The organism is Microbulbifer variabilis (assembly GCF_056232115.1).
In genome coordinates this window covers 3,198,348-3,223,997 of the sequence record NZ_CP174325.1, presented here as the reverse complement: position 1 = coordinate 3,223,997, position 25,650 = coordinate 3,198,348, and the positions used below count along the sequence as shown (strand labels likewise).

At 51.9% G+C, this 25,650-nt stretch carries 17 protein-coding genes and 2 tRNA genes; 5 read left to right on the top strand and 14 right to left on the bottom strand.

Annotated elements, in window-relative coordinates; genetic code table 11:
* The first annotated feature begins 386 nt into the window (after positions 1–386).
* On the top strand, positions 387–1,511 hold the full coding sequence (locus ACJJI7_RS14410) for a M14 family metallopeptidase (protein WP_444901873.1): 1,125 nt from the start codon (positions 387–389) through the stop codon (positions 1,509–1,511).
* Positions 1,512–1,940: 429 nt separating this feature from the next.
* Here the strand turns inward: ACJJI7_RS14410 and ACJJI7_RS14405 are convergent, their stop codons facing one another.
* Positions 1,941–3,455 (bottom strand): MFS transporter, encoded by a 1,515-nt coding sequence (locus ACJJI7_RS14405; RefSeq protein ID WP_444901874.1) that lies wholly within the window; start codon positions 3,453–3,455, stop codon positions 1,941–1,943.
* A gap of 591 nt (positions 3,456–4,046) precedes the next feature.
* Between ACJJI7_RS14405 and ACJJI7_RS14400 the strand changes: the two genes are divergently transcribed.
* Positions 4,047–5,249: a phosphatidylinositol-specific phospholipase C domain-containing protein gene (locus ACJJI7_RS14400; protein WP_444901875.1), complete on the top strand. Its 1,203-nt coding sequence runs from the start codon at positions 4,047–4,049 to the stop codon at positions 5,247–5,249.
* Between the two features lie 180 nt (positions 5,250–5,429).
* Positions 5,430–7,190, top strand: coding sequence for a M28 family metallopeptidase (locus ACJJI7_RS14395; RefSeq protein WP_444901876.1), 1,761 nt, complete (start codon positions 5,430–5,432; stop codon positions 7,188–7,190).
* Between the two features lie 203 nt (positions 7,191–7,393).
* Here the strand turns inward: ACJJI7_RS14395 and ACJJI7_RS14390 are convergent, their stop codons facing one another.
* The 13 genes from ACJJI7_RS14390 to ACJJI7_RS14330 form a co-directional block, all read right to left on the bottom strand.
* The gene (locus tag ACJJI7_RS14390; RefSeq protein WP_020414791.1) at positions 7,394–9,028 is read right to left on the bottom strand and encodes an AMP-binding protein; all 1,635 of its coding nucleotides are present in this window, start codon (positions 9,026–9,028) and stop codon (positions 7,394–7,396) included.
* Positions 9,029–9,168: 140 nt separating this feature from the next.
* Positions 9,169–9,516 (bottom strand): SCP2 sterol-binding domain-containing protein, encoded by a 348-nt coding sequence (locus ACJJI7_RS14385; protein ID WP_020414790.1) that lies wholly within the window; start codon positions 9,514–9,516, stop codon positions 9,169–9,171.
* 84 nt (positions 9,517–9,600) lie between these two features.
* On the bottom strand, positions 9,601–11,394 hold the full coding sequence (locus ACJJI7_RS14380) for an acyl-CoA dehydrogenase C-terminal domain-containing protein (protein ID WP_020414789.1): 1,794 nt from the start codon (positions 11,392–11,394) through the stop codon (positions 9,601–9,603).
* A 178-nt stretch (positions 11,395–11,572) separates the two neighbouring features.
* Complete coding sequence (locus ACJJI7_RS14375) at positions 11,573–12,640, bottom strand: AraC family transcriptional regulator (protein WP_020414788.1); 1,068 nt, start codon at positions 12,638–12,640, stop codon at positions 11,573–11,575.
* 4 nt (positions 12,641–12,644) lie between these two features.
* A complete protein-coding gene (locus ACJJI7_RS14370) occupies positions 12,645–12,845 on the bottom strand; it encodes a hypothetical protein (protein ID WP_020414787.1) in 201 nt (66 codons plus the stop codon).
* A gap of 269 nt (positions 12,846–13,114) precedes the next feature.
* Positions 13,115–14,503 carry a class II fumarate hydratase gene (locus tag ACJJI7_RS14365; RefSeq protein WP_353375078.1) on the bottom strand — a complete coding sequence of 463 codons (1,389 nt, stop codon included), beginning with the start codon at positions 14,501–14,503 and terminating at the stop codon, positions 13,115–13,117.
* 56 nt (positions 14,504–14,559) lie between these two features.
* Positions 14,560–15,006: a DUF4399 domain-containing protein gene (locus ACJJI7_RS14360; RefSeq protein ID WP_020414784.1), complete on the bottom strand. Its 447-nt coding sequence runs from the start codon at positions 15,004–15,006 to the stop codon at positions 14,560–14,562.
* Between the two features lie 285 nt (positions 15,007–15,291).
* A complete protein-coding gene (locus ACJJI7_RS14355; protein ID WP_020414783.1) occupies positions 15,292–15,726 on the bottom strand; it encodes a hypothetical protein in 435 nt (144 codons plus the stop codon).
* Between the two features lie 179 nt (positions 15,727–15,905).
* Entirely contained in the window at positions 15,906–17,957 is a 2,052-nt protein-coding gene (ligA, locus tag ACJJI7_RS14350; RefSeq protein WP_444902650.1) for an NAD-dependent DNA ligase LigA, read from the bottom strand.
* Between the two features lie 139 nt (positions 17,958–18,096).
* Complete coding sequence (gene zipA / locus ACJJI7_RS14345; RefSeq protein ID WP_444901877.1) at positions 18,097–19,137, bottom strand: cell division protein ZipA; 1,041 nt, start codon at positions 19,135–19,137, stop codon at positions 18,097–18,099.
* Between the two features lie 25 nt (positions 19,138–19,162).
* On the bottom strand, positions 19,163–22,666 hold the full coding sequence (smc, locus tag ACJJI7_RS14340) for a chromosome segregation protein SMC (protein WP_020414780.1): 3,504 nt from the start codon (positions 22,664–22,666) through the stop codon (positions 19,163–19,165).
* Between the two features lie 374 nt (positions 22,667–23,040).
* Positions 23,041–24,267: a c-type cytochrome biogenesis protein CcmI gene (gene ccmI / locus ACJJI7_RS14335; RefSeq protein WP_020414779.1), complete on the bottom strand. Its 1,227-nt coding sequence runs from the start codon at positions 24,265–24,267 to the stop codon at positions 23,041–23,043.
* Positions 24,264–24,791: a cytochrome c-type biogenesis protein gene (locus ACJJI7_RS14330; protein WP_245556722.1), complete on the bottom strand. Its 528-nt coding sequence runs from the start codon at positions 24,789–24,791 to the stop codon at positions 24,264–24,266. The genes ccmI and ACJJI7_RS14330 overlap by 4 nt, the downstream gene beginning before the upstream one ends.
* Before the next feature lie 176 nt (positions 24,792–24,967).
* Here ACJJI7_RS14330 and ACJJI7_RS14325 point away from each other — a divergent pair.
* Together ACJJI7_RS14325 and ACJJI7_RS14320 are read left to right on the top strand one after the other, a co-directional pair.
* Positions 24,968–25,043, top strand: a tRNA-Val gene (locus tag ACJJI7_RS14325).
* A gap of 48 nt (positions 25,044–25,091) precedes the next feature.
* Positions 25,092–25,168: transfer RNA gene (locus tag ACJJI7_RS14320), tRNA-Asp, on the top strand.
* Positions 25,169–25,650 lie beyond the last annotated feature (482 nt).

Genomic DNA, 25,650 nt, shown 5'->3' with positions numbered 1-25,650 from the left:
AGCATGGACAGAAGATAACCAAATTTACGCCGATCTGCACCAAGGTACAACATTTGATCACCGAGACTGCCTAAACTTTAACCAGCACTAGCTGCGGTATGTCATGGAGAAGTAAACGATTTCTGACAGTGTGGAGTGACGCACTTGTGATCAGGCCGGGCAGTGAGCAGTCGCCAGGGGTCCGACACCGGAAATTTCAGGGAGCAGTAGTCGTAGCAGGTGCCGCCAGGGATTGGCTAAAGCACGGTATCGAATTCGATACCGTGCTTTTTTATTATTGGCAGCGCGAAATCGCACCATAAAGTGGCGATATTCCCTTTCCTATTCCTGAAATATTCCCCATACCGCTGTATCCTGCGCCCAACAACAAGCGTGGAGCTCTCTAAATGTATATAACCAGTGCTTTTGACAGCGGCAATATCGAAGTCATCAATACTGATAGCAGCCCAATAGAACTGGCCATCCGCCAGGACAATAATTCTGATTTTTACCAGTGGTTCCACTTTCGCCTCGAAGGCGAAGTTGGGGCCAGCTACCCCTTGCGCATCGTCAATGCGGGCAAATCAGCATATCCGGAAGGCTGGGAGAACTATCGAGTATGTGCCTCATACGATAGACAAAACTGGTTCCGAGTCGGCGCCAACTATGACGGTAACACCCTCGATTTTACAGTTACCCTGGATGAACCAAGCATTTATATCGCCTATTTCGCCCCCTACTCCTGGGAGCGGCATCTGGACTTGCTGGCGTGGGCGCAGAGCAACGATCGGGTGAAAGTGCAAACCCTCGGTAAGACCCTCGACGAGCGCGACATGACCATGCTCACTATCGGAGATGCTGATACTGCCAAGCACCGGGTATGGATGATTGCTCGTCAGCACCCCGGAGAAACTATGGCCGAGTGGTTTGTAGAGGGCTTCCTTGAAGCATTGCTGGATGATGCCAACCCACAGGCCCACAAGCTGCTCACTGACACCGTTTTCTATGTGGTCCCCAATATGAACCCCGATGGCAGTGTCCGAGGACATTTGCGCACCAATGCCGCTGGTGCCAACCTGAATCGCGAGTGGCTTAACCCAACGATGGAACGGAGTCCTGAAGTATTCCTGGTGCGAGAAAAAATGCTGGAAATTGGTGGGGATATTTTCTTAGATATTCATGGCGATGAAGCGCTTCCCTACAATTTTGTTGCAGCTTGTGAGGGTATTCCCGGCTACGATGAACGCCATGCGAAACTGGAGGAGACCTTCAAACAGGCCTATGAGGCCCTAAGCCCTGACTTCCAAACTGAGCATGGTTATGAGCTGGACAAGCCTGGCGAAGCCAACCTCACTATTGGCACCGCCTGGGCCGGCCACCAATTCCGCACCCTGGCACTAACTCTGGAAATGCCCTTTAAAGACAACGACAACCTCCCCGATCCCATAGAAGGCTGGTCACCAGCCCGCAGCCAACAGCTGGCCCGCGATATCCTGTACCCGATACGTGAAGTACTAAAAACCCTGAAGTAAAACCAGGTCACAAATGGCCCCGGCCGATACGGCCGGGAACCCACTTTCAAGGAAGCAAAACTCACTGCCTGGATATTAGTTTAGAGACATGGAGAAGAGTGGGCGCTATAGTTTTCGGCTTAATAAAAGACATTTCTTATTATATTAATTATTCAATGAATACAAACAAATCTACCCGCTCCAGGTAGGCTTTACGTACTGGATCCAGCTTACTCATGTTGGCTTAATAGTGAAGGCAACCTCTACGATTATTCACTTAGAACAAATATCAAAACACATTTACAATTAACTTCAATAGCATTCACTACGATGCACAAACTTTTGTACAGTAATCTCCAATGAGAAGATTTATCAACCCTTTTCGTTGACTGACTGCAACATAAAATTTTTAAATCACCCCAAATCGAAAACAGAAAAAATATTGAAAACTTACTGCGATTTTTTCAGTAGAAATATAACCATCAACAAAAGTAAAAAGGTAAATGCCACCAACCCCCACATTACAGATTGAAAAGCACTCGCGAAAGACTGGTCAAACATTGTAACAACTTGGCTATGAAGCTGACTGGAAACTCCTGCGGCACTGTGGTCAACTCGCTCAGGATTCATTAATAGAGTTTGAATATACTTTTCAAAGCTATGTGACATGGCAATCCCATCTTCCTTTATCAACTGTAACAAGTTGTGCTTTTCCAACAACCGGAAAACAGTACCAGTAACAGCCAGACCAAGTGCAGCACCAATATTCTGAATACCCCACAGCATACCTGTGGCAATACCGGCACTATTCGCAGGCAGGGCACCTATTGCGATAGGCGCGGTAGCACTAAAGACAAAGCCCCAGGCAATACCAAAAGGAACAAAAGCCAACAATAAAGTAGTAAAGTTTGTTTGGGTAGAAAATTGCGTCATTACTATGGCCGCAATCAAAATACATATTACACCGATTAGTATCGGCGCAGCGGGACGTGAGTTTGTAGCCATTCGCCCTGCAAGCGGGGAGACTAATGCCATCACCAAAGTAATTGGTAGCAGTATCAATCCGGACATCACTGTTGTGTCCTGGCGAACAACGTGCAAGTAAAACGGCAACAGGAAAAATGCAGAAATCAAAAACACCAACAAACTAAAATTAGTCAGCACACAGGCAGAAAATAGAGCGTTTTTAAAGTAGGAAAAATGAATTAGCGGTTGCTCTAATTTGTTCTCAACCCTATACAGAAGCCAAAAACCAATAATAGAAACCCCCAATAGAACCAGAGCAGGCCAACTCATCCACCCGATTTGAGGCCCCTCCACCACCAGCAATACCAACGATCCAACACTTAGCGCGAGCAAAATCATACCGCGCCAATCTATATAGCTTTTTTCTGCATCCAGGCACTGTGGACTCTTCATCATAAAGAGCCCTACAACAACACTGACCAAGACAAAGGGAATATTAATAAAGAAAATAGAGCGCCAAGAAAAAAGATGGCACATTATTCCGCCCAATACAGGCCCAAGTGCAAAACCTACCGCCAAAATTGACATCCACCAGCCCATAGCAAAACCCGCTTCTTTCTCCACAAAGCTATGGGACAGTAACGCTATGTTATTTGGCACAATGATGGCGATAGCAACACCTTGTAAACCACGCCAGACAATCAACCACAATGGATCATTTGCCAACCCAGCCAATAGAGAAGCAACTGCTAGCAGTATCCATCCAACATTTAGCATTTTTAACGAACCAACAATATCCCCGAGACGCCCCATGCTCGCCATCAGGATACAGAGCATTAACATAAAGATATTGATTATCCATTGGGTCTGGACAAATGTAGCGCCGAGGCTTTGCTGAATAGTAGGGAGGGCAATACTGACTATGGTGTAGTCCAGGCCCAAGATAAAAGTAGCGGGAAAGGAACCCAGTAAAATAGTCCATTTGTTGAGTCGCTGCACCGCTCAATGCTCCACTTCGTTATTCCCAAATACCTGACTGGCGATAACAACCACCAAAGAATCAAGCATCTTCTAAGCCAATAATAATTGTAGGGGGTATTTATTGAGATAAGACTCATCCCACTTTCTCCACACAGTGGACTTTCTACCAATAAGCATAAAGGGCATATCACGACACGGGAGCCTTCACAAATAGCAATAAAAGTCCCCAGACAATCCCTTCTCATACACTAAAAAGTGAACGCTTAGTCAATACAAATACTGACCAATCAACAAGAGAAATTTGAGTTAACCCAAAAAAACCAAAAATAGAATAACCAGTCACCACAAAACATTATCAACTCAATATTGGAACTTTCTATTCACGCAACCGCCCGGCAACCAAACCAACATCCCAAAAGCCAATAGTGCATTTCACTTTTTCTAGACAGGGAAATTTATCCATAGTAAAAACCCCAAAAATAATAAATAAATCTCTACTTCACACTTTCAAAAAAATAAACCAATAAAAATCAACAAGGCTGTTCATTTATTCAAAATACGAAGTAAATGAAACTGCTACTCAACCCCCAACTCCCCCGGAGAATAATAATGAAACGCACTATCATGCAGCTAATCCAGGCAACAGCTATTATCTCGCTGTTTGTTTGCTCCCCCCTTTGGGCAGATACCGTTACTGATTTTCAAAATAGCTGGACTGGTAAAGCTCTGGATCTACAACGGAAAATTGACAACCACACGCCTATGAGCGAGAACAATATTCTCGGTACGCACAATACCTACAATTCGGAAGTGTACCGGGCTTGTAACTTCTCTGTTGGTTGCCGCTACCTTGACCCCCAGCAGGAATATTCCATCAAGGATCAACTGCGGATGGGTGCCCGCTTTATAGAACTCGATGTTCATTGGACAGCGAAGATGGAGAGCCTTTTCTCCTACCCCAAACGCCTGCTGCTCTGTCATGGACTATGCAGCCTCAATGACAAGTATGCGACCGAAGGCTTCAATGAGGTAAGAGCCTGGCTCGAAGACAGCGCAAATCAGGATGAAGTCATTATTCTGTACATCGAAGATCACTCCGACGGTCGCCATCAGGATCTTTACAATCAGATTAACAGCCGTTTCGGCGATAGAATTTATTACAGTGGCGGCTGCAAAAGCATTCCAAACACCCTAACTAAAAATCAAGTACTGGCAGAGGGCAAACAGGTAATTTTGTGGAAAGATGGCGGCTGCTCTGGAAACAGTGATATGCAAAATATGGCATTCACTGGTCTCGGTGAAATTGGTCGAGTATGGGAAGACAGCACCACCATTGGCACCATTGGGGAAATTTTTAACGGCGGTATCAAGAGAATTACTGCCAATGATGTTCGCGAAGGCTTTGCCCTTGGCCGCAACATCATCAATCTAGACAATATGAATACTACCGATGGACGCATCGCAGCTGCCATCTGGTCATGGGACCAAAGCGAACCCAACAATCTTAACAATGAAGATTGCGCGATGCAGTGGGGTAATGGCCGCTGGAATGATGCCAATTGCAGCAACCAGTACAGCTTTGCCTGTAAGAATATGAACAATGGCAGCTGGCTGGTCAGCGCCTCCATCGGCCCCTGGTCCCACGGAGCCAATATTTGCCAGTCACTTGGTAGCGAGTATGTATTTGAGGTTCCCACTAACAGCCAGGACAACCAGGCTTTAAAAGCAGCTAAAGAAGCTACTGGTTACGACAAGGTCTGGGTCAACTACCAGGACCAAGCCAATGAGGGACAATGGCTCCGCAGCGAGTGAGCCTTAGGTAAATAAATATTTGGTAAAAAAACTGAGTTCATATCCCTATTCTGGGCCCGCTTGCCTATGCAGCGGGCTCTTTTTATGCGGACCCCATTTATACCGCCCACTCAGAGCTGTCGTTAGTTTAGTTGAAATGGGGCATAATCTATGCCTGAGCAAGACTCTCAGGACATAATTATGCGAATCCCTACCCTCTGGCGCCGCCTTGGCTTAACCATAGCCGTTGGCAGTGCACTTACCGCCTGTGGTAAAGGCAACCCCGAAGCCACCAAACCGGAAGCAGATCACAGTGCAGCCCATGCTGAGCATCAGGCCTCTGAATCCAAGCTGTCCCTCAGCAAAGCTGAGCAGGCGCAAGTTGATGCCATAGCTGCTGATCTGCACAAGCATATTGCAATCCTAGCTTCCGACAAGTTCGAAGGGCGCGCTCCTGCCACCAAGGGTGAGGAGCTGACCGTTACTTACCTGGCAGAACAGTTCAAGGCCCTGGGCCTGGTACCCGGCGCCGTAGATGCCGCCGGCAAGCCAAGCTGGTTCCAGCAGGTGCCCATCGTGGAGATGGAGATAGAAGCCTCTCCCCTTAAATTCTCAGGAAATGGTTTCGAGCAGCAGCTGCAACCTATTGAAGACATGGTGACCTTCACCCAAAGGCAAACTGCAGCCTCCGCCCTGGATAACAGCGAGCTGGTATTTGTCGGCTACGGCATTGTCGCTCCTGAAAACAACTGGAACGATTACGCCGGCCTGGATATGAAGGGCAAGACAGCAGTCATTCTGGTCAACGATCCTGGTTACGCGACCAAGGACAAAGCTCTGTTCAATGGCAATGCTATGACCTACTACGGTCGCTGGAGCTACAAATTCGAGGAAGCGGCCCGCCAGGGTGCTGACGGTGCAATCATCATCCACGAGACCGGGGCTGCGGGTTACCCATGGGAAGTGGTTAGCGGCTCCTGGTCCGGTGCGCAAGTCAGTCTCGAAGCTGAAAACAAGAATGCTGACCGTGTCGCTGTAGAGGCCTGGATGACTAACCAAGCCGCTAACGAGCTATTCAGCGCCGCTGGTCTGGATTTACAAAAGGAAATGGATGCAGCCAAAGCCCAGGGCTTCAAACCTAAGGCCCTTGGGGTAACTGCCAGTGTTCAGTTGAAAAACCGCCTGCAGAAATCCAACTCCCGCAACGTAGTGGCCAAACTACCCGGCACAAAGCACCCGGACGAGGTGGTTGTTTACACCGCACACTGGGATCACCTGGGTGTCAACAAGAACGCGGAAGGTGAGGACCGGATCTTTAACGGTGCCGTGGATAATGCAACAGGTACTGCCGGCCTGCTCGCTATGGCAGCCGAAGCTGTAAAACTGGATCGCCCGGAACGCTCACTACTGTTCGTAGCTGTAACTGCTGAAGAGTCCGGCCTGCTCGGCTCCAAATACTACGCTGAAAAGCCTGTAGCCCCCCTGGAGAAAACGGTTGCCGGTATCAATTTTGATGCAATGAATGTTCTGGGCCCAGCCCGTGACATCACCGTGATTGGTTACGGTAGCAGCGAGCTTGAACAGCTGCTGGAAGTTTCTGCCAAAGGCCAAGGTCGCTACCTGGCTCCGGAAGAGCACCCAGAGCGCGGCTACTTCTATCGCTCAGATCACTTCAGCCTGGCGAAGAAAGGCGTGCCCATGCTGTATTTCGATTCCGGAACAGACAACTTTGAGCATGGCCGCGAATGGGCCCAGGCGAAAGGCAATGAGTACGTTAGCCAGCACTATCACAAGCCTGGCGACGAGTACGACCCCTCCTGGAACCTAAAAGGTTCTGCTATGGATCTGCAGCTGGGTCTGAAACTCGGCTTAGAACTGGCCAACAGCCGAGACTGGCCCAACTGGTATGAGGGTAACGAGTTCCGTGCGATTCGCGATGCAAGTGCAGAGTCACGCAAATAACTGGTAACCTCCCTTTATTCGCGGTGGCACCCCAGGGCTACCGCGACCTTCTCTCCCCTTTTACTTACACAACCCTCTCTCTCAGTCTTGGTCTCCTCCTGCAAAACCATCTACTAACCCGGCACAGTTAAAAATAAAAAAGCCCCACCGTTTCCAGTGAGGCTTAAAGAAAATAGCTAACCGGGACTTCACCCGGCTAAGCACTATGCGCTAACGGCTTCCAGCTTTTTCAATTCCTCATCGCGCAGTTCACGGCGCAGGATTTTACCCACATTCGTTTTGGGCAAGTCTTCGCGGAATTCCACTTGCTTGGGCACCTTGTAGGCAGTCATATTTTCACGACAGAAAGCAATAACTTCATCTTCAGTCAGAGACGAGTCGGCTTTCACCACAAACAGTTTTACCTGCTCACCGCTCTTTTCATCGGGCACACCAATCGCTGCAGCTTCAGTGACTTTCGGGTGGGCACTCACTACATCTTCAATTTCGTTGGGGTACACATTAAAGCCGGACACAATAATCATGTCCTTTTTGCGATCTACAATTTTGATGTAACCATCATCCTGTATAACCGCCATATCCCCGGTATTCAACCAGCCCTCACTATCGATAGTATCCGCAGTTGCCTCCGGACGCTGCCAGTAACCTTTCATTACCTGAGGACCGCGCACGCAAAGCTCACCGGGAGAATTATTCGGCAGGTCATTACCATTTTCATCAACCACTTTGACTTCGGTACCCGGCACCGGGATACCAACAGTACCTAACTGAACACCATCGGTAGGGTTGAAGGAAACAACAGGGGAAGTCTCGGTCATACCATAGCCTTCCATTACCACACAGCCGGTCATCTCTTCCCAACGCTTGGCCGTATCTCGGGTCAGAGCCATACCGCCGGAAGCTGTGGAATGCAGTTTACTGAAGTCCAGCTCAGCAAACTCCTTGTTACGCATCAAACCATTAAACAGGGTATTGAGGCCGACAAAACCAGTGAAACGCTGACCTTTTAGCATTTTTACAAAACCGGGAATATCGCGCGGGTTCGGAATCAGCAGCGAGTGATTGCCAGTCGAGAAGAGACACATGCAGTGAATGGTAAAAGCGTAAATATGGTAAAGGGGCAAAGGCGCGATATAGTATTCCTCACCCTCTTTCATGCCACTGCCAAACGCTTCGCGCACCTGCTCCATATTCGCAACCAGGTTGCGGTTGGTGAGCATAGCGCCCTTAGCCACGCCAGTAGTACCGCCTGTGTATTGCAACACGGCAATATCATCCGGTGTGCGCTCAGCATCCTGCTGCGGTTGCTGGGCACCGAGAGTCATAACCTCGCGGAAGGACACCTGGTTGGCGAAGGAAAACTCCGGCACCATTTTCTTAATGTACTTGGCAACGCTATTTATCAACGTGCGCTTGAGCGGACTGTGCAGGTCCGCAATCTCAGTAACAATTACTTCTTCCACGCCGGTTTCCGCAACTACTGCAGAAGCAGTATCGGCAATATTGGCCAGGACGATTAACGCCTTGGCTCCGGAATCATTTAGCTGGTGCTTTAACTCACGCTGGGTATACAACGGGTTAGTATTAACCACCACGAGGCCCGCACGCAGGGCACCAAAAACCACTACAGGATACTGCAGTACATTGGGCAGCTGGACGGCGATGCGATCACCCGGCTTTAAATTTGTATGATTTTGCAGATAGGACGCAAACTTCGCGCTCAGAGTGTCAATATCGCCAATCGTCAGAGTTCGTCCCAGGCAGGTAAAAGCCGGTCGGTCACCAAATTTGGCGCAAGCGCCCTTAAAAACATCGAGTATGCTGCGTTCAATGTCCAACTCTCTTCTCCCATTCCTGATTGTTGTTGTCGCTTGCTCTCATCTTCCGTCCTTATAGACGAAACCTGCCATCTAAAGGCGCCAGCGAGAATTTATTTATTGTTTGTAGTATCTTGCGAGATAGTGAAAAAGAGGTGCTTTCATGCCTCTCCAAACATATCTCCCTTTTTACTCCGCGCAGGAAATAAACCTGCCAAGGCCGCCGCCAGCTCTCTATCCCCCGTGTACTGAACGTCCCCCAAGAGAAAGGCATGGCGCGCGTTTAAATGACCATCCAATATTGCTTTGAGCGTTTGGTTAGCCATTTCTAATATTAGTGCCGGCTGTTCTGCTTGTCCGAATTCGGATACCACCTCAAGGTCATTGGCACTACCAGTGATATAAACAAAAAAATCACAGGCGTCCGGCAGCCGAAACTGTACCCGAGCAAGTGGGTGCAAACAAGCTAGACGCCGAAGGCGCTGCTGCACTGAATCCGGCAATTGCATCGGAATCTCTCCGTTATTAACCACTACGGCGCCGGTAAAAAAAACCGCCGGTAAGAACCGGCGGTTTTTTTACTGGGAGTGGAATTAGAACGCAAAATGCTCAGCGTCCAGATCCATTAGGTTGGCCGCACCACTAAGCATGGTCGCTGCGTGGCTGGCGGTACGTGGCAGAATACGCTCGAAGTAGAAACGTGCAGTCTTCAGCTTGGCCTGGTAGAAATCTGCTTCAGCGGTACCTTCTGCAAGTTTCTCATTGGCCAGTTTGGCGGCACGGGCCCACAAGTAACCGAGTACGGTATAACCGGAGAACATCAGGTAGTCGACAGAAGCCGCACCAACTTCATCCGGGTTTTCCATTGCTTTACCACCAACATGCAGGGTCAAATCGCCCCACTGCTTGTTCAGCTCCTGCAGCTTGGTCACGAAAGGTGCAAGCGCTTCATTATCAATTTCCGCCTGGCAGAACTTGTGTACCTTCTTGGTGAAACCGCGCAGCAGTTCACCCTGAGTCATCAGCACCTTGCGGCCCAGCAGGTCGAGAGCCTGAACACCGGTAGTGCCCTCATAGATAGTAGAGATACGTGCATCACGTACATTTTGCTCCATACCCCACTCGGCAATGTAACCGTGGCCACCAAAGCACTGCAGGCCCAGGTTGGCAGACTCAAGGCCGGCTTCAGTGATAAATGCTTTGGCAATCGGCGTCAGGAAAGCCAGCTGGTCTTCAGCTTCTTTCTTAGCAGCCTCGTCACCCTTGTGGGTAATGTCTACCAGCAGCGCACAGTTGGCAACCAGCATGCGGCTGCCTTCAGCGATAGCCTTTTGGGTCAACAGCATACGGCGAACATCGGGGTGTACGATGATCGGATCAGCCGGGCCTTCAGGGTTCTTGGCGCCGGACAGGGAGCGCATTTGCAGACGGTCCTTGGCGTAAGCCAGGGACTTCTGGAAGCCGATTTCTGAGTGAGCAAGACCCTGCAGAGCCGTACCCAGGCGCGCGGTATTCATAAAGGTGAACATATAGTTCAGGCCTTTGTTGGGCTCGCCAATCAAAAAGCCTTTTGCACCGTCAAAGTTCAAAACTGCAGTGGCATTACCGTGAATACCCATTTTGTGTTCCAGGGAACCACACACAACGCCGTTGCGCTCACCGACAGAACCATCAGCATTAGGTACAAACTTGGGCACGATAAACAGGGAGATACCCTTGGTGCCAGCCGGCGCATCCGGAAGGCGCGCCAGTACGATATGCACGATGTTTTCAGTCATGTCGTGCTCACCGGCAGAAATAAAGATTTTGGTACCGGTAATTGCGTAGGAGCCGTCTCCGGTGGGCTCAGCTTTGGTACGCAAGATACCCAGATCAGTACCGCAGTGAGGCTCGGTCAGGCACATGGTGCCAGTCCAGCTACCCTCAACCAGCTTGGTCAGGTAAACGGCCTTCTGCTGATCGGTACCATGCTCTTCCAGGGTATTCATGGCGCCGTGGGACAGGCCCGGGTACATGCCCCAAGACCAGTTAGCGATACCCACCATTTCGCTCATGATGGTGCCCAGAGAGGGCGGCAGGCCCTGACCGCCATACTCGGGATCGTGGGGCAATGCCGGCCAGCCAGCTTCTACGAACTGTTGATAGGCTTCTTTAAAACCTTCCGGGGTGGTGACCTCACCGTCTTTCCAGGTACAACCCTGCTGGTCGCCAACCTGATTCAGCGGTGCCAGTACGTTTTCACAGAACTTCGCACCCTCTTCCAGGATGGCATCCACGACATCAGGAGTCGCCTCCTCAAATCCAAGTGACTCGTAATGCTTGTCTGAGTCCAGCATCTCGCGCATGACGAAACGCATATCACGCAGTGGCACTTTGATATCGGTCATCCTGATACCCTCAATTTGTTTATGTTTAGGACCAAGCGCAAAACTGGCCGGTCATAGTTGTGACTAATTACTAGGATTTGTTCATCATAGTAGTAAGCCGGCAGCCCTCTCTATGGCTAAATCCGTCCAAAGCGGTGACAAATCGAGGCGGGAATTCGAAAAAATGTGACCAACCCGGTCAAATATCCAGGCCGGCAGCGGCGCGACCGCCCCGCCGATACTCACCTGGCGTGATACCTGTCCACTTCTTAAACGCGCGAAAAAATGCACTGGATTCGTCGAAGCCAAGCATCTCGGCAATCTGTCCATTAGACAGGTCTGGGCAGCTTAAATAGTGAAAAGCAGCCTCCATGCGACACTCATCCTTCAGTTTCTGATAGGAAGTCCCCTCCTGCTGCAATCGACGGCGCAGGGTTGTCACAGACATATTGAGGCGATCTGCCACCGCCTCCGCTGCAGGCATGGATTCACTCACATCCCGATTCAGGATGGTTTTCACTTTTGTTTTGATACTGTTCGCGCTGCCGTCGCTGATCACCAGGTGGTAGGGCGCGGTACGGATAAAATCCTCGACCATCTGCGGGCTCTGCACAACAGGATACTCGAGATAGCGCGTATCGTATTCGAGGGCATTAAATGGCTGCTCGAACAGTAACTCATCAGCCTCGCTCTGGGCCAGGCTGCGGAATTCTTCCGGGCACGGGAATGAAAAGTGCAGACGCGCTAAGGGCACCTCGCGCCCGGCAAGCCAGCAATAGAAGCGGTGCCAAACCGCCAAAGTTGTGCGCACCACACTGGGACTGGTGGAGGCTAACAGCTGATCAAACTCGCCTTCCTCCAAAGAAGAAATGCCATGAATCTCTACCCTCACACGCCCGGAGGGGTCTCCCTCAAGCACGGGCTTCACCTTAAAGCCCCTACAGATCTCCATAAACTCGGCACACAGTGTGATCGCTTGACGCAAAGTCGCGCAATTTACCACTGCCAGACACAGTAAGCGGAAAGAGCCTGAGCGCACACGCCCGCCACTGAGCATGCCAAACCACTCATTTTGGGCCAGCCACATTACCCTCTGGTACAGCCGGCCGTACCTGATCGCGGAGAAAGCGGCAACGCCCTCAAGCTCGGCTTCATCAATGCCGACTGAGTTGAGTAACTCTTTGCGATCGCAACCATGGCGAATCGCCTCCTCCAGCAAACGCTCCAGGTAGGCAATCGGTATGCGGATATCCTCTTCTGACGCCATCTATCTACTTTCGCCTGCGCAGCCAGTTCAACAAAGCCCCAAACCCCATCGCAACTACAATAATGACAAACAGCACTACCAGAAGAAGTAGGAAGTAGTACACAACGTCTCTGACAGGCAGGTCCCAGCTATAAATCGCTGCCACGACAAATGCGACACAGGCAAGTACGCTGGTAATAAAGGAGCGGCGACTTTTATTGGCCATGGTGATCTGAATAAATTGATTGTAAAACCGGTGAGATTACCACTTTCTGTGGCGCTACCATTGTATTGTCGGTCTCAGGTACCGACGCGGCGTCGAATCGTGAGGGATTGGCAGGTATCTGTCAACGCCGCAGGAGGCGAGGATGCCCAGAAGAATGCTGGAACCCGAGGATCAGGCCACCCTGTTGCGCCTATTTCGCTGGATGATGTGCATGACAGCGATTATCACCCTAATCATGCTGGGCATCGCCATATTTGCCTGAAACCCAGTTACTCACCGACCAAACCGCCCTTCGCCAGGTGCGCAGGATCCAAAAGATCTTCAAGGGTCTTGCGGTCAAGATCAGTCATTTCCAAAGCTACATCCAATACTGGCCTGCCGCTGCTGTAGGCGGCCTTGGCAATCTCCGCTGCCTTAAGATAACCAATTACAGGATTTAGCGCCGTCACCAATATAGGGTTGCGTCCCAACGTCTCCTCTATGTGCGCCCGGTTTATCGTAAAGCCAGCGATAGCACGGTCCGCCAGCAGAAGTGATGCATTGGCAAGCAGATGAATGCTTTCGAGCAAGGTACTGGCCACTAGTGGCAACATAACATTTAACTGGAAGTTACCGCTCTGCCCGGCCACGGTAATCGTGGTGTCATTACCCATCACCCGCGCAGCTACCATGGCCGCCGACTCGGCAATTACCGGATTAACCTTACCCGGCATAATACTGCTACCCGGTTGCAGGGCCTTAAGTGCTATCTCAGTTACTCCGGCCAGGGGACCACTATTCATCCAGCGTAGATCGTTGGCGATCTTCATCATCGCCACCGCCAGTACCTTGAGCTGTCCAGACAGCTCTACTGACGTATCCTGACTTGAGATAGCGGCAAACAGGTTGTCTGCGGGGCGAAACTGTTGTGAGGTGTGAGCGCTGAGCTTTTGTGCAAACAGCTCGGAAAAATCCGGGTGGGCATTTAGCCCTGTGCCGATTGCAGTCCCCCCCTGGGCCAGCTGCGCCAGGCGCGGCATGGTCCCACGGATCCGCTCGCGGCAGTCCTCTACCTGCGCTGCCCAGGCTCCCACTTCCTGTGCCATGGTCATAGGCACCGCATCCATCAGGTGAGTACGGCCGGTTTTGACCACACTTTGCACTTCCTCCGCCTTATCACACAAGCGGGTATGTAAGTGGCGCAAGGCGGGCAACAATTTATCGCGCACCGCAAGCAGCGCAGAGACATGAATTGCCGTGGGGATTACGTCATTACTGCTCTGGCTCATATTGACGTGATCATTAGGACTGATAGCGAGCCCATTACCCTTACCGGCCAGGTGTGCCAACACCTCGTTAACGTTCATATTCGAACTGGTGCCCGAGCCAGTCTGGTAAATATCCACTGGGAAGTGAGCGGCAAACTCCGGATCGCCAAGACTGTCGCAGGCAGCGATGATCGCCGCTGCTCGCGCTTTATCCAGCAGCCCCAAGTCTCGATTTGCCTCGGCCGCCGACTTCTTAATCAGCACTACAGCCTGAATAAACTCTGTCGGTAGACCCTTGCCACTGACTGGGAAATTTTCCACCGCACGCTGTGTTTGGGCCCCGTAGAGCGCTGCCTGCGGCACCTGGATTTCACCGAGGCTGTCCTTTTCAGTGCGGAATTTGTCGCTCATTGCTCTTCCTCAAGGTGTACCAAGGCACACCGGTGACTATCGTTTTATGCCGTGGATCACTCTACTTCGATAGTGATCTTCTTGGACATCACCGGCTTTTCATGGGGTACATGCATGTAATTACCCAGTACCAGCTGCAAAGTATGTTTACCTGGCGGCAAAGTGACCTGGGTCTCTGTCTGGCCACCGCCGAAGTGGATAATGTTCTCACTCGCAGGTAGCGGCTTACTCATATCCGGCATTTCATCGACGTCGATCAGCAGGTGGTGGTGCCCGGTATTTTCACTATCCACTCCAGCCGGAGCCACCCCCATACCAGACAAACCAAACTTCACAGTAAATGTCCGAGGAACCTTCTCGCCATCCTTGGGGGAAATAATATAGAGTTTGGCATTCTCCGGCGCCTTGCTGGCCATATCGGTTTTGGATTCATGCTCCGCCGCGTGTAACAACGGCGACAGCATCAGGGCGCTGGCAAAGAGTAGAGAGCTTGCTTTGATCATGATCATTCCTTCCTGATAAGGCGCCCCAGGCGCCATTTCTTATAATCCGGCTTTATTGCCAATCATTGGCTTTGTTTTTGCCAAATGACAGAGGCACTTTACCAGACCATCGTTTCACTGAAAGGCATTCACTGGGAATATAGTTGCCGAATCGAACCAGTACATCAAAATCTGTGACTCTAGTAGTGCAACAGCGACTGTGCCAGCTGGATAGCTGGCGATAGAGAAAATATTAGCTGACGGGATTATTAAAAGGATTAGCCTGAGAGCCTCGGCTGTAAATTCTTAGACACTGACACGCCCTTCCTGTGTCCACTCGCAGCGCACCTGCATATCGCCACTACCCGGCTCATGATAGAGGCCGGCTGCCTCCCAGCTAAAAGAGTGGACTCCCGACAACTCAGTTTCCAAATGTACAGTTGCCGACACCCAGTACATGCTCTTCAGCAGCTCTTCAAACTTCTGAATCCACATATCCCACTCATACTCCACGGCCCGGTATGAGGCACCGAAATGAATTACGTCAGTTTGGTACTGGGACTGCTTTACCTTGATGGTAGGGATGGAAAACATATCGCGACAGAGAAAAGGCCACTCATCGGCACTAGGTAAGGCCAGGACCGCATTGCGGTTAACCCGGCGACGTTCACTGCCGCCGCTAAGACTATTGCTGTCTTTGATACAACCGTAAACTATGGATTCCTGATCGCCCTGAAGCATTAATTCCATTCCTTACCACAGCGCCACCGGACATCAGGTACCCAGGGCAAAAAAGATCTTGGAGATGCACTTTAACGGCGAAGCGGCAAGAAAGCCATAACTCCGCGGGCGATCATTTATGTTGAGCGGGAATTAACGGAAAACGCGGGTACTGTTTCACAGCACCCACGAGGCGGAAGTTATATTTCAAAGCCCCTCTGGCGCAGCATTTCCATTAAACCCTCCTCATCCATTACCGGAATATTAAGCTCCCGCGCTTTGTTCAGCTTTGAGCCCGCTCCCGGGCCCGCCACAACATGATGAGTTTTTGCTGACACACTACCAGCCACCTTGGCTCCAAGACGCTGCAAGTAGTCTTTGGCTTCACTTCGGGAAAGGGTTTCGAGTTTTCCGGTGAGCACCCAGGTCTGCCCTGATAGAGGTTGCTCCTCACCACCCGTTTCCTCCGCTGGCCAATGTACTCCAGCCTGGCGTAGAGCTTCGATTTCCTCTTGAGCATGGGTCTGCTGGAAAAACTCAGCAACGAAGTGAGCTACTGTCGGGCCGACATCATCTACTTCCTGTAAAGCCTCTTCATCAGCAGCCATCAATGCTTCCAGGGTGCCAAAATACCGCGCCAGATTTCGCGCAGTCGCCTCACCGACTTCGCGTATCCCCAATGCATAGAGGAACTTCGGCAGAGTGGTATCTTTACTGCGCTCCAGCGCATCCAACAGATTTTGCGCGGACTTTTGCCCCATGCGCTCAAGACCCGCCAACTGTTCGAGTTCAAGGTGATAGAGCCCGGAAACAGAATGCAGCAGCCCCTCATCCACCAGTTGCTCCACCAATTTGTCTCCGAGACCGTCAATATCCATGGCCTTGCGCGAGGCGAAATGTCTGATGGCCTGCTTGCGCTGGGCGCTGCAAATCAAACCACCGCTACAGCGGGCTACGGCTTCACCGGGTGTCGACTCAACAGGCGATTCACATACCGGACAGTGCGTGGGAAATTCAATTGCCTTGGCATCCTTCGGCCGCTTCGTCTCCACCACCGAAACTACTTGCGGAATTACATCACCAGCACGGCGAATAACGACAGTATCGCCAATCATAACTCCGAGGCGCTGAATTTCATCGCGGTTATGCAGAGTTGCGTTGGAGACGGTAACCCCACCGACAAATACCGGTTTTAACCGAGCTACCGGTGTTACCGCACCTGTGCGCCCCACCTGGAATTCCACATCGAGAAGCTCGGTCATTTCTTCCTGGGCGGGAAATTTATAAGCCATAGCCCAGCGAGGTGCCCGAGCCACGAAGCCCAATCGCCGTTGAAGGGGTATGCTATTAACCTTAAATACAATACCGTCGATATCGTAAGGCAGGCTCTCGCGCTTCTCCCCCAGCTCTTTGTGATAATCGATACAAGCCTGGATATCTTCTGCCACACGCATCTCGCTATTAATGCGAAACCCCCATTGCCCCAACAATTCCAGAGTTGCTATATGCTCCTCCGGCAGGCTCGCCCCCTCTACCAGCCCGGTACCATAGGCGCAAAGTTCTAATGGGCGCAGGGCGGTGATACGGGAGTCAAGTTGACGCAAACTACCGGCTGCGGCATTGCGCGGATTGACGAACAACTTTTCACCCGCTGCGGCAGCCTTGCGATTCAGCTCGGCAAATCCCGCCTTGGGCATATAAATCTCACCGCGCACTTCCAAAACAGCGGGAAACTTGGCAACCCCTTTTGCCTGACGCAAGCGCAATGGCACCGAACCCACTGTTCGCACATTTTGTGTAATATCCTCGCCGGTGGTGCCATCACCACGGGTAGCCGCGCGCTGGAGAACACCATCTCGGTACAAAAGGCTGATAGCAATACCATCGAGCTTTGGCTCACAGGCATATTCAATTGGCCCCCGGCTATTCAATCGCTCGCATACCCGACGATCAAATTCCACCAACTCTTCATCATTAAATGCATTGTCGAGCGAAAGCATCGGCACTTCATGGCGTACCTCGGCAAAGGAGGACAGGGGCTCAGCACCAACCCGCTGGGTAGGCGAATCTGCAGTCTGCAGTTCAGGAAACTGCTGTTCAATATCCTGCAATTCCCGCAAACGTCGATCATATTCCGCATCCGGCAGCTCCGGATCATCCAATACGTAATACTGGTAATTCGCTCGCTGGAGCAGTTCGTGCAACTCCTGCACCCGATCGCGGGTCTGCTTGGGAATAGTTTGTATGGTCATCAACAATTCAATTGAAAAACAGGTTAAAAAAAGAAATTTGAATTTGGTATACAGCAGCGGCCCCAGGCCGCGGTCAAAACCCCAGGGGATTCCACCGCGGCCTGGGGCCGCTGTTACTGACAAATAAAAGTTTTCGCTATCAGTTCTGTGCCATAGCCAATGCGCGGCGGCGCTGGTATTCCATGACACGCTGGCGATAGTGCTCAGCGGTCTGGGCAGTGAAAACACTGCGATTTTCATCTTTCAGCTCCCCACCGAGCAACTTGGCGATGGTGTAAGCGGTGGACAACAGCTGATCAAATGCCTTGATCGCTTCCCCCTCTACCGGCAACGCCAGGAACAGGCTAACCCCGGGAGTGGCAAACTCCTCCATCTGGGCGAGATCAAAAACGCCCGGCACAACGATATTTGCCAGGCTGAAAATAACCGCTCCATCGGCTCCACCACCCTCGTGGTAATGGAAAATATTCATTTCGCCAAAACGCATACCCGAAGCCACCATCACCCGCAGGAGATCATTGCCCTCAAAGTAATCCCCTTCCGGAGCCATCACATTAATGACAAGAACTTCGTCGCGCACCGGTACTTTTTCCTGGGGGTACTCATCAGCCAAAGGTATTTGCGGGCCTGGATCCCGGTGTGCAGGTGGCTCATTTTCGGGGGAAGTTGTGGTTCCTGCCCTGTCCTCACTGATCGCATGCAGGCTCTCGGATTCATTCAGTTCCGGCTCAAAACGCTGCTCTTCACTAATGGACTCCATTAAGGTAGGTACCTGCTCTTCCAGATCAAGCACACCCTGCTCTTCCAGTTTGCGCTGGGGTGTACTCCCTGCGAGGGGCTTACGCGAGGAAATAAAACTCTCTTGCACCTGGCGGTTGACGTGCAGGGCATCTTCCATTGCGCGGCGCTGAACTACGCGCACCTGGCCAGGCAGTTCACTGTTCGCCTGCCTCTCCTCAGCACGTTCATCACGGGGTTTGCTCGGTGTATCATCAGCGGTAGTTTTGGGGGCCGATTTTGAGACGGGGTCAGCTTCACTGTCCACCTCAGATTGCATCGCCTTGGATAAATTTCGGGAGACTTTTACAGCCGCCCGCTGCCGCATGATTGCGCGGCGCACACCATCCAATACCGCGATAAGCAGCACTACTACCAGGATTGTAACCAGCCAGTTATCCATTTTAAGCGTCTCTCCTTTTACGCTCTTATGCGGAAGCCAGCTCAGCGGCTTCTTCCACATTCACCGATACCAGGCGAGATACACCCGGCTCATGCATGGTTACCCCCAGCAGCTGATCTGCCATCTCCATTGCGATCTTGTTGTGGGTAATATAGATGAACTGAACATGTTCTGACATTTCTTTAACCATTCGAGCGTAGCGACCTACGTTAGCGTCATCGAGAGGAGCATCCACCTCGTCCAACATACAGAAAGGTGCTGGATTCAGACGGAAAATAGAGAAAACCAGAGCGATCGCAGTAAGTGCCTTCTCCCCGCCGGATAGCAGGTGAATGGTACTGTTACGCTTGCCCGGTGGGCGCGCCATAATTGCGATTCCAGTATCGAGCAGATCCTCACCTGTAAGCTCCAGATAGGCATTACCGCCCCCGAATACTTTCGGAAAGAGTTCCTGCAGCCCCGCATTGACCTGGTCAAAGGTCTCCTTGAAGCGGGTTCTCGTCTCCTTGTCGATTTTCTTAATTGCATTTTCCAGAGTCTCCAGCGCATCCATCAGGTCGCCATACTGGCGATCCAGGTAATGCTTGCGCTCAGACTCCTGCTTATATTCATCAATGGCCGCGAGGTTAATCGGCCCCAGGCGCGAAATACGCGCGGCCACGAGTTCCAAATCTTCCTGCACCTGGGCGATGGTGAGATCACCGGGCAACTGTTCTAAAAGCTGCTCTACATCGTGATCACTCTCTTGCAGCTGCTCAACCAGACCATTGCGCTGCACCTCCAGGGTTTGCGCGGCGAGACGCTCTTGCTCAAGCTGTGCACGTACCCCTTGTAAGGCCGCTTCAATCTTGTGGCGCTCCTGCTCCTGCTCACGCAGGCCGCTTTCCACTTCCTCAAGCTTTTTACGCGCTTCTGCCAGCTCGGTTTCCACCTCAATACGCTCGCCCAGCTTCTCCTCCAGCTCAGCCTGGAAATCCTGGGAAGGGTCTTCGGTTTCAGCCATTTGCTCCTGCAACTGGTTGCGACGTAATCGCAGGCGCTCGAGCTGTTCATTCATCACCTGCAGGGTGCGCTCCAAAGAGACCATCTGTGTACGCACAGATTGTTCGCGCATAGCCAGTTCGTGAGCGCGATCCTTGTCCTCTCGGGCGCGCTGGCGCGCAGCATCCAAAGCTTCGCGCAATTCCTCGCGACGCGCCATTAGCGTTTCACGACGATCGGTATCATCGCTCATCGCCTCCACGGCCTCCTGCAGCAACAACCGCGCTTCAGACAGGGATTCACCTTCAAGCTCCTGCTGCTCACGCACTTCAGCAATTTCCTGCTCAATGCGAGTGCGGCGCTCGCTCATCTGCTCTGCACGAGCACGACGGGCAGACAACTGGCTGCGAAGCTCCGCCTCACGGCGACCGAGTTGTTCGGAATCCAGTCGGGACTGCTCAATTGCGCGCTCCAAGTCTACGGCATCACCTCGCATGGATTCGCGCTGCTCACTGAGACTTTCTATCTGCTCTTCACACAGGGCAATCTCCTGTGCCAATGCCTCCAGTTCCTGCTTGCGGGCTAACACCCCGGCCTCCGCATCGCTGGCCCGGCTTACACGCAACCAGTTTGGCCCCAACCAGAGACCATCCCGGGTTACGATCGATTCATGAGCCCGCAGCTCAGAACGCTTCGCCAGTGCGTCAGTAAGGTTTTCAGCAGTGTAAATGCCTGAAAGCAGCCCGGTGAGAGAGGCCGGCCCCTGTACTACATTGGCCAGCGTGGGTAATGAAGAATCGGGGGGGGCCGCTACACTGGCCCCATCAATAAAGATTGCCTGGCCGCTCTGCAGTTGACCCAGCCCCTCAACAAGGCTCTCTAGCTGATCCACGCAGACCGCCTGCAGCTGTGAACCCATTATCGTTTCTACTGCGGTTTCCCAACCGGCTTGAGCCTGGATCTGGTCGGCAAGACGCGGCCTTTCACAAAGGGATTGTTGCTGCAACCAGCTCTCAACAGCTTTACCCTGCCCCAGTGCCGCCTGCTGCAGCGCTTCCAAGGAGGCTTGGCGACCGCGGCTGGTCTGTAGTTGTAAGCGCAATTGGTCAAGGTCAGCTGCCATCTCCTGTTCGCGGGAACGCAATCCGTCCAGGGATTCGCGTCGCTCAGCCGTCTCTTCACGGCGCTCCTGAGCCTGCATTTCCATCTCGGCGAGCTCTTCATTCAGCTGCAGGGTCTCTTCGTCATCCTCAGAGACCTGAAGACCGGATTGCTCTGCGATCAGCTTGTTAATGCGCTCAAGCAATCGCTGCCCGGAAGTCTCCAGGTGTTGGATGCGCGACTGTTGCACCTCGGCCTTTTGGCGGGAACCTGAAGCCCCCTGATTAAATTGGTCCCACTCATTTTGCCAGTTGCGCATTTGCTCCTCGGCCTCAAGTAAGCCACTAGCGGACTCCTCTTCGGCGGCGAGAACCATTTCAAGATCCGGCACAATTACTTCGAGCTCCTCCTCGAACTGGGCAGCCTTTTCTCGATCCACTTCCAGGTTGGTCTCCGCTTCGCGGAACTCCTGTTCAGTCTGCGCCAAGTCGGAGTGCAGGCGAGTGGAACGTTCACGGGCATGGGCAATACTCTGCTCGAGGCGCGCGATATCACCTCCAACCGCATAAAAGCGGCCCTGCACCTCATTGAAGCTGTCGGACAACTCATGGTAGCCAACACGCTTTTGTTCAATGCCGGTGTCACAGCTCACCTGTCGGGTAACCAACTCCTCAACCGTCAGCTCCAGCTCACCGATTTGTTGCTGCTTAGCGGTATTTTGATCGTTGAGTTCGCGGTATTTAAGGGCTTGTAAATTCGCTTTGTAGCTGCGCTCTTCCTCTTTAAAGCGACTATATTTTTCCGCTGCTGCGGACTGCCGTTCCAGCCGGGACAGTTGTCGATCCAGTTCGTCTCGAATATCGGTAAGACGCTCCAGATTCTCATTGGTGCGGCGCATACGATTTTCAGTATCTCGGCGCCGCTCCTTGTACTTGGAAATGCCGGCGGCTTCTTCAATATAAACGCGCAGCTCTTCCGGCTTGGCCTCGATCAGCTTGGAGATCATGCCCTGTTCGATAATCGCATAACTGCGTGGGCCAAGACCGGTTCCCAGGAACAGGTCTGTCACATCCCGGCGGCGACATTTCTCACCGTTGAGGTAATAGTTATTCTGCCCTTCACGCGTCACTTTTCGTTTTACGGAAATCTCTGTAAAAGAGGCATAGGCACCGGAGAGCTTGCCGGCAGAGTTATCAAAAACCAGTTCGATAGAAGCCTGGCCCACGGGTTTACGCCCACTGGAACCGTTGAAGATGACGTCCGTCATGGAATCACCGCGCAGGTTCTTCGCTGACGACTCCCCCATTACCCAGCGCACGGCATCAATGGTATTTGATTTGCCACACCCATTGGGACCTACCACCGAGTTAAGGTTTGTAGGAAAGTAGACAGTGGTGGGGTCAACAAAGGACTTGAAGCCCGCAAGTTTGATGCACTTCAGACGCATGTATTCTTAAACTCGGTATTTTTTATCTTTGCCGGCCCGATCACCAAACACTCAATTGTACATGGCGCTGCCTGGGCTTTCAGCGCAATTCTTCACAGTTACTTTTCAAGCGGATTATCGGCCGGAATGGCCTGTGGTCAAGTCAAGATCGCTCTAAAGCTGCAACTGGTACCCAAGGCCAACTCTATAGCCCGGTAAGTTTGCATTAACAGCCTCAAACCACTCACGACGTTGCCTCGTGCGCCTGTGACCATTTAGACGCGAACAAGTTCTCTGGCCGCAATACACTTTAATACAAGGCGAGAAATTACAGTCCCCGCGCCGGCTCTAAGCGACGGAGAAGATGGGGCCATTAGGCCCCCTATCGCCACCTCTTACAATTTTTGGTCGATGGTAATGGACTGCGCTTTATCCCAGCTGGCCTTTGGCAGGGTTTTAATAGTGCCCTGCCAATCCCCAGCTGCCGGACGCGCGTCGCCGTGCAGTGCCAGGCGTGCAACCAACTGAACCGACTCGACCGTAGAAATAGAGCGGCCCGGCATCATCGCACGAGATTCATCCAGAACCACCTCCGCAGGCAGCTGGCCCGCGGTCAGCCGCACTATCGCCAGCGGCATTGGGCTTTCAGCACTGCGGGCATAGATAAACACAGGCGTTGAAGCCTCGGCCTCGACACTGCTGTCCAAACTAACCTGGACGCGAATCTCGGGGCCTGCCTTTTCACCAGGGTCCCGGGCAACAACCACCGGCTCACCAGCATCCACCAACGCCTTTTCCGCCCGGGCAACACCCGCAGCAAGGGCTTCAGCAGCGGCCGACCCTGGTGCCAACTGTTGCAGGGCTGCCTGCCAGTACTCCTGTGCTTTACGGTATTCCTTATCCTCGTACGCGGCTATCCCGGCCAACCCCAACGCCGTGCCATTGCCGGGCTGGGATTCAAGGACCTGCCCAACCAACAGGCGGATTTCCTCGGTTATTTTTGAACCGCCAGCGAAAAATAGCGCCTGGGCTAACTCCGCTTTTACAGAAGCCGCCTCAGGCTCCCGCTCCACCACATATCGATAGGCCTCAACGGCACCGACAATATCTCCGCTTACCAGCAACCTTTGCGCCAACACATAACGAGTGCTCAAGTCTTCAGGGTGGCTTTCAATACGCGCCTTGAGCTGACTGGTGATTCTCTTCTCAGCTTCTGCGTCTGTCTGCCCCTGCTGGCTAGCCAGAATCTCCCGATAGAGCGCCACCTCACCGGGCCGATCGGATATCATATAAGCTCCAACTGTCACCACCGGCACTACCACCGCCAGGCCGAGCAAAGCGCCCGCACCACGCCTAGTAGGTGCGGAGGCCTGAACCTCTTCCTGAGCACTGAGAAGCTCACGGGCCATTTCCGCTTCAAGTTGAGCAAACTGCTTTTCATCCATAGCCCCGCTCTGCACAGCTGCACGTAACTCACGGGAGCGCTCGCGGTAAAGCTCCGCTAAAGCCTCTTGCTTATTGCTGCCCGAGCGTTTTGTCCCTGCAGCGCGCAACCCTGGCAATAAGAAGACAAAGGCCAACGCCAGCAAAAGGATCGCCAAACCAAACCAGATATCAGTCATTTGCTCTTCTTCCCACCATCAGTCAAATCACTGGGATCTTCACCCAGCAGTTTCTTCAATTTGCGCCGCTCGTCTTCGCTCAAGGCCCCGCTGTTATCATCCTGGCTCGCACCGGTTCCACTTCGGGAGCGTGTCACAATAATGATCAGCGCTAACAGGCCTATCAAGGCGAATACACCCGGAGCCAACCACAGGGCCAGAGTGTTTTTCTGTACCGGTGGCCGGTATAGAACGAAATCCCCATACCGCGCCACCATGTAGTCAATAATTTCCCTATCTGTGAAACCCTCTTCCAACAGCCGGCGAATCTCACGGCGCAAGTCTGTTGATATCGATGCATCAGAATCTGCCAGGTTTTGATTCTGGCACTTTGGACAGCGCATCTCTTCAATCAGCACCCGATAGCGTGCTTCCAGTTCCGGGGAGGATAACTTTTCGGTCTCTACCACCGCCTGCACCATAACGGACAGACTCAGAGCGGCCATCGCTAAAAGGATTTGGCCCAGCCAATTCTTTTGTCTCACAGCTTCTCTCACGCTTTATCCATGGGAAATTTGGCTGATTATAACAGCGACACCTGCCATCGGACACGCCCGCGACTTCACACTTAACTGCCTTAACTCATTGAAAGTCAAAAAAAAATTCAAGAAAGGCGTTGACGCCGCGGAGAATATCATTAAGATACGCAGCTCCTGACACGGGGTGGTTAGCTCAGTTGGGAGAGCGACGGCCTTACAAGCCGTAGGTCACAGGTTCGACCCCTGTACCACCCACCACTTCTCTGACTCTTGCCAGGCAAGAGCAATAAAGAGAAACAGGAATGCGGACCGGTAGTTCAGTTGGTTAGAATGCCGGCCTGTCACGCCGGAGGTCGCGGGTTCGAGTCCCGTCCGGTCCGCCATATACAAAAAAGCCCTGCTCGAAAGAGCGGGGCTTTTTTGTTTGTGATTATTTTTTCCTTCCTTTAATTTTCATCTTCCATTATTAGAACCACACCCACTAAAAACAGACCCCGGCAGATCGAGCAAACCTAACTCCAAGTTAATGGAAGCTTCCCCTCAACAAAGCACAACCCAACCAAAAAAAGGACCGGCAAATTTTTACGATCATTTTCCGCACTTAAAAAACTTGCCGCGCACAGATAAACCGGCCGCTACAAAAAAATTATTCTCCCCGCCAACACCAATTTAATTCCACCCATTAGTACCAGGGCACCCCCCCAACAAAAAGACAGCAAACATTTACTTTCTGCCAAAAAATAACCAAATAATTTCACAGCAAATATTCTTTAAGCAGAAATTGGTGCTTTTTTATTCCATTAATTATTTTTAAACCTTTTTCGTAAAAACCTGTTGACCGTGAAAAAAATATCATTAAGATACG

What these genes read in the sequence shown, in the direction of transcription:
- ACJJI7_RS14395 (WP_444901876.1), top strand. Translation starts at nt 5,430, where the DNA reads ATGCGAATCCCTACCCTCTGGCGCCGCCTTGGCTTAACCATAGCCGTT.
- ACJJI7_RS14375 (WP_020414788.1), bottom strand. Translation starts at nt 12,640, where the DNA reads ATGGCGTCAGAAGAGGATATCCGCATACCGATTGCCTACCTGGAGCGT.
- ACJJI7_RS14370 (WP_020414787.1), bottom strand. Translation starts at nt 12,845, where the DNA reads ATGGCCAATAAAAGTCGCCGCTCCTTTATTACCAGCGTACTTGCCTGT.
- ACJJI7_RS14360 (WP_020414784.1), bottom strand. Translation starts at nt 15,006, where the DNA reads ATGATCAAAGCAAGCTCTCTACTCTTTGCCAGCGCCCTGATGCTGTCG.
- ACJJI7_RS14355 (WP_020414783.1), bottom strand. Translation starts at nt 15,726, where the DNA reads ATGCTTCAGGGCGATCAGGAATCCATAGTTTACGGTTGTATCAAAGAC.
- ccmI (WP_020414779.1), bottom strand. Translation starts at nt 24,267, where the DNA reads ATGACTGATATCTGGTTTGGTTTGGCGATCCTTTTGCTGGCGTTGGCC.
- ligA (WP_444902650.1), bottom strand. Translation starts at nt 17,957, where the DNA reads ATGACCATACAAACTATTCCCAAGCAGACCCGCGATCGGGTGCAGGAG.
- ACJJI7_RS14410 (WP_444901873.1), top strand. Translation starts at nt 387, where the DNA reads ATGTATATAACCAGTGCTTTTGACAGCGGCAATATCGAAGTCATCAAT.
- ACJJI7_RS14400 (WP_444901875.1), top strand. Translation starts at nt 4,047, where the DNA reads ATGAAACGCACTATCATGCAGCTAATCCAGGCAACAGCTATTATCTCG.
- zipA (WP_444901877.1), bottom strand. Translation starts at nt 19,137, where the DNA reads ATGGATAACTGGCTGGTTACAATCCTGGTAGTAGTGCTGCTTATCGCG.
- ACJJI7_RS14365 (WP_353375078.1), bottom strand. Translation starts at nt 14,503, where the DNA reads ATGAGCGACAAATTCCGCACTGAAAAGGACAGCCTCGGTGAAATCCAG.
- smc (WP_020414780.1), bottom strand. Translation starts at nt 22,666, where the DNA reads ATGCGTCTGAAGTGCATCAAACTTGCGGGCTTCAAGTCCTTTGTTGAC.
- ACJJI7_RS14385 (WP_020414790.1), bottom strand. Translation starts at nt 9,516, where the DNA reads ATGCAATTGCCGGATTCAGTGCAGCAGCGCCTTCGGCGTCTAGCTTGT.
- ACJJI7_RS14380 (WP_020414789.1), bottom strand. Translation starts at nt 11,394, where the DNA reads ATGACCGATATCAAAGTGCCACTGCGTGATATGCGTTTCGTCATGCGC.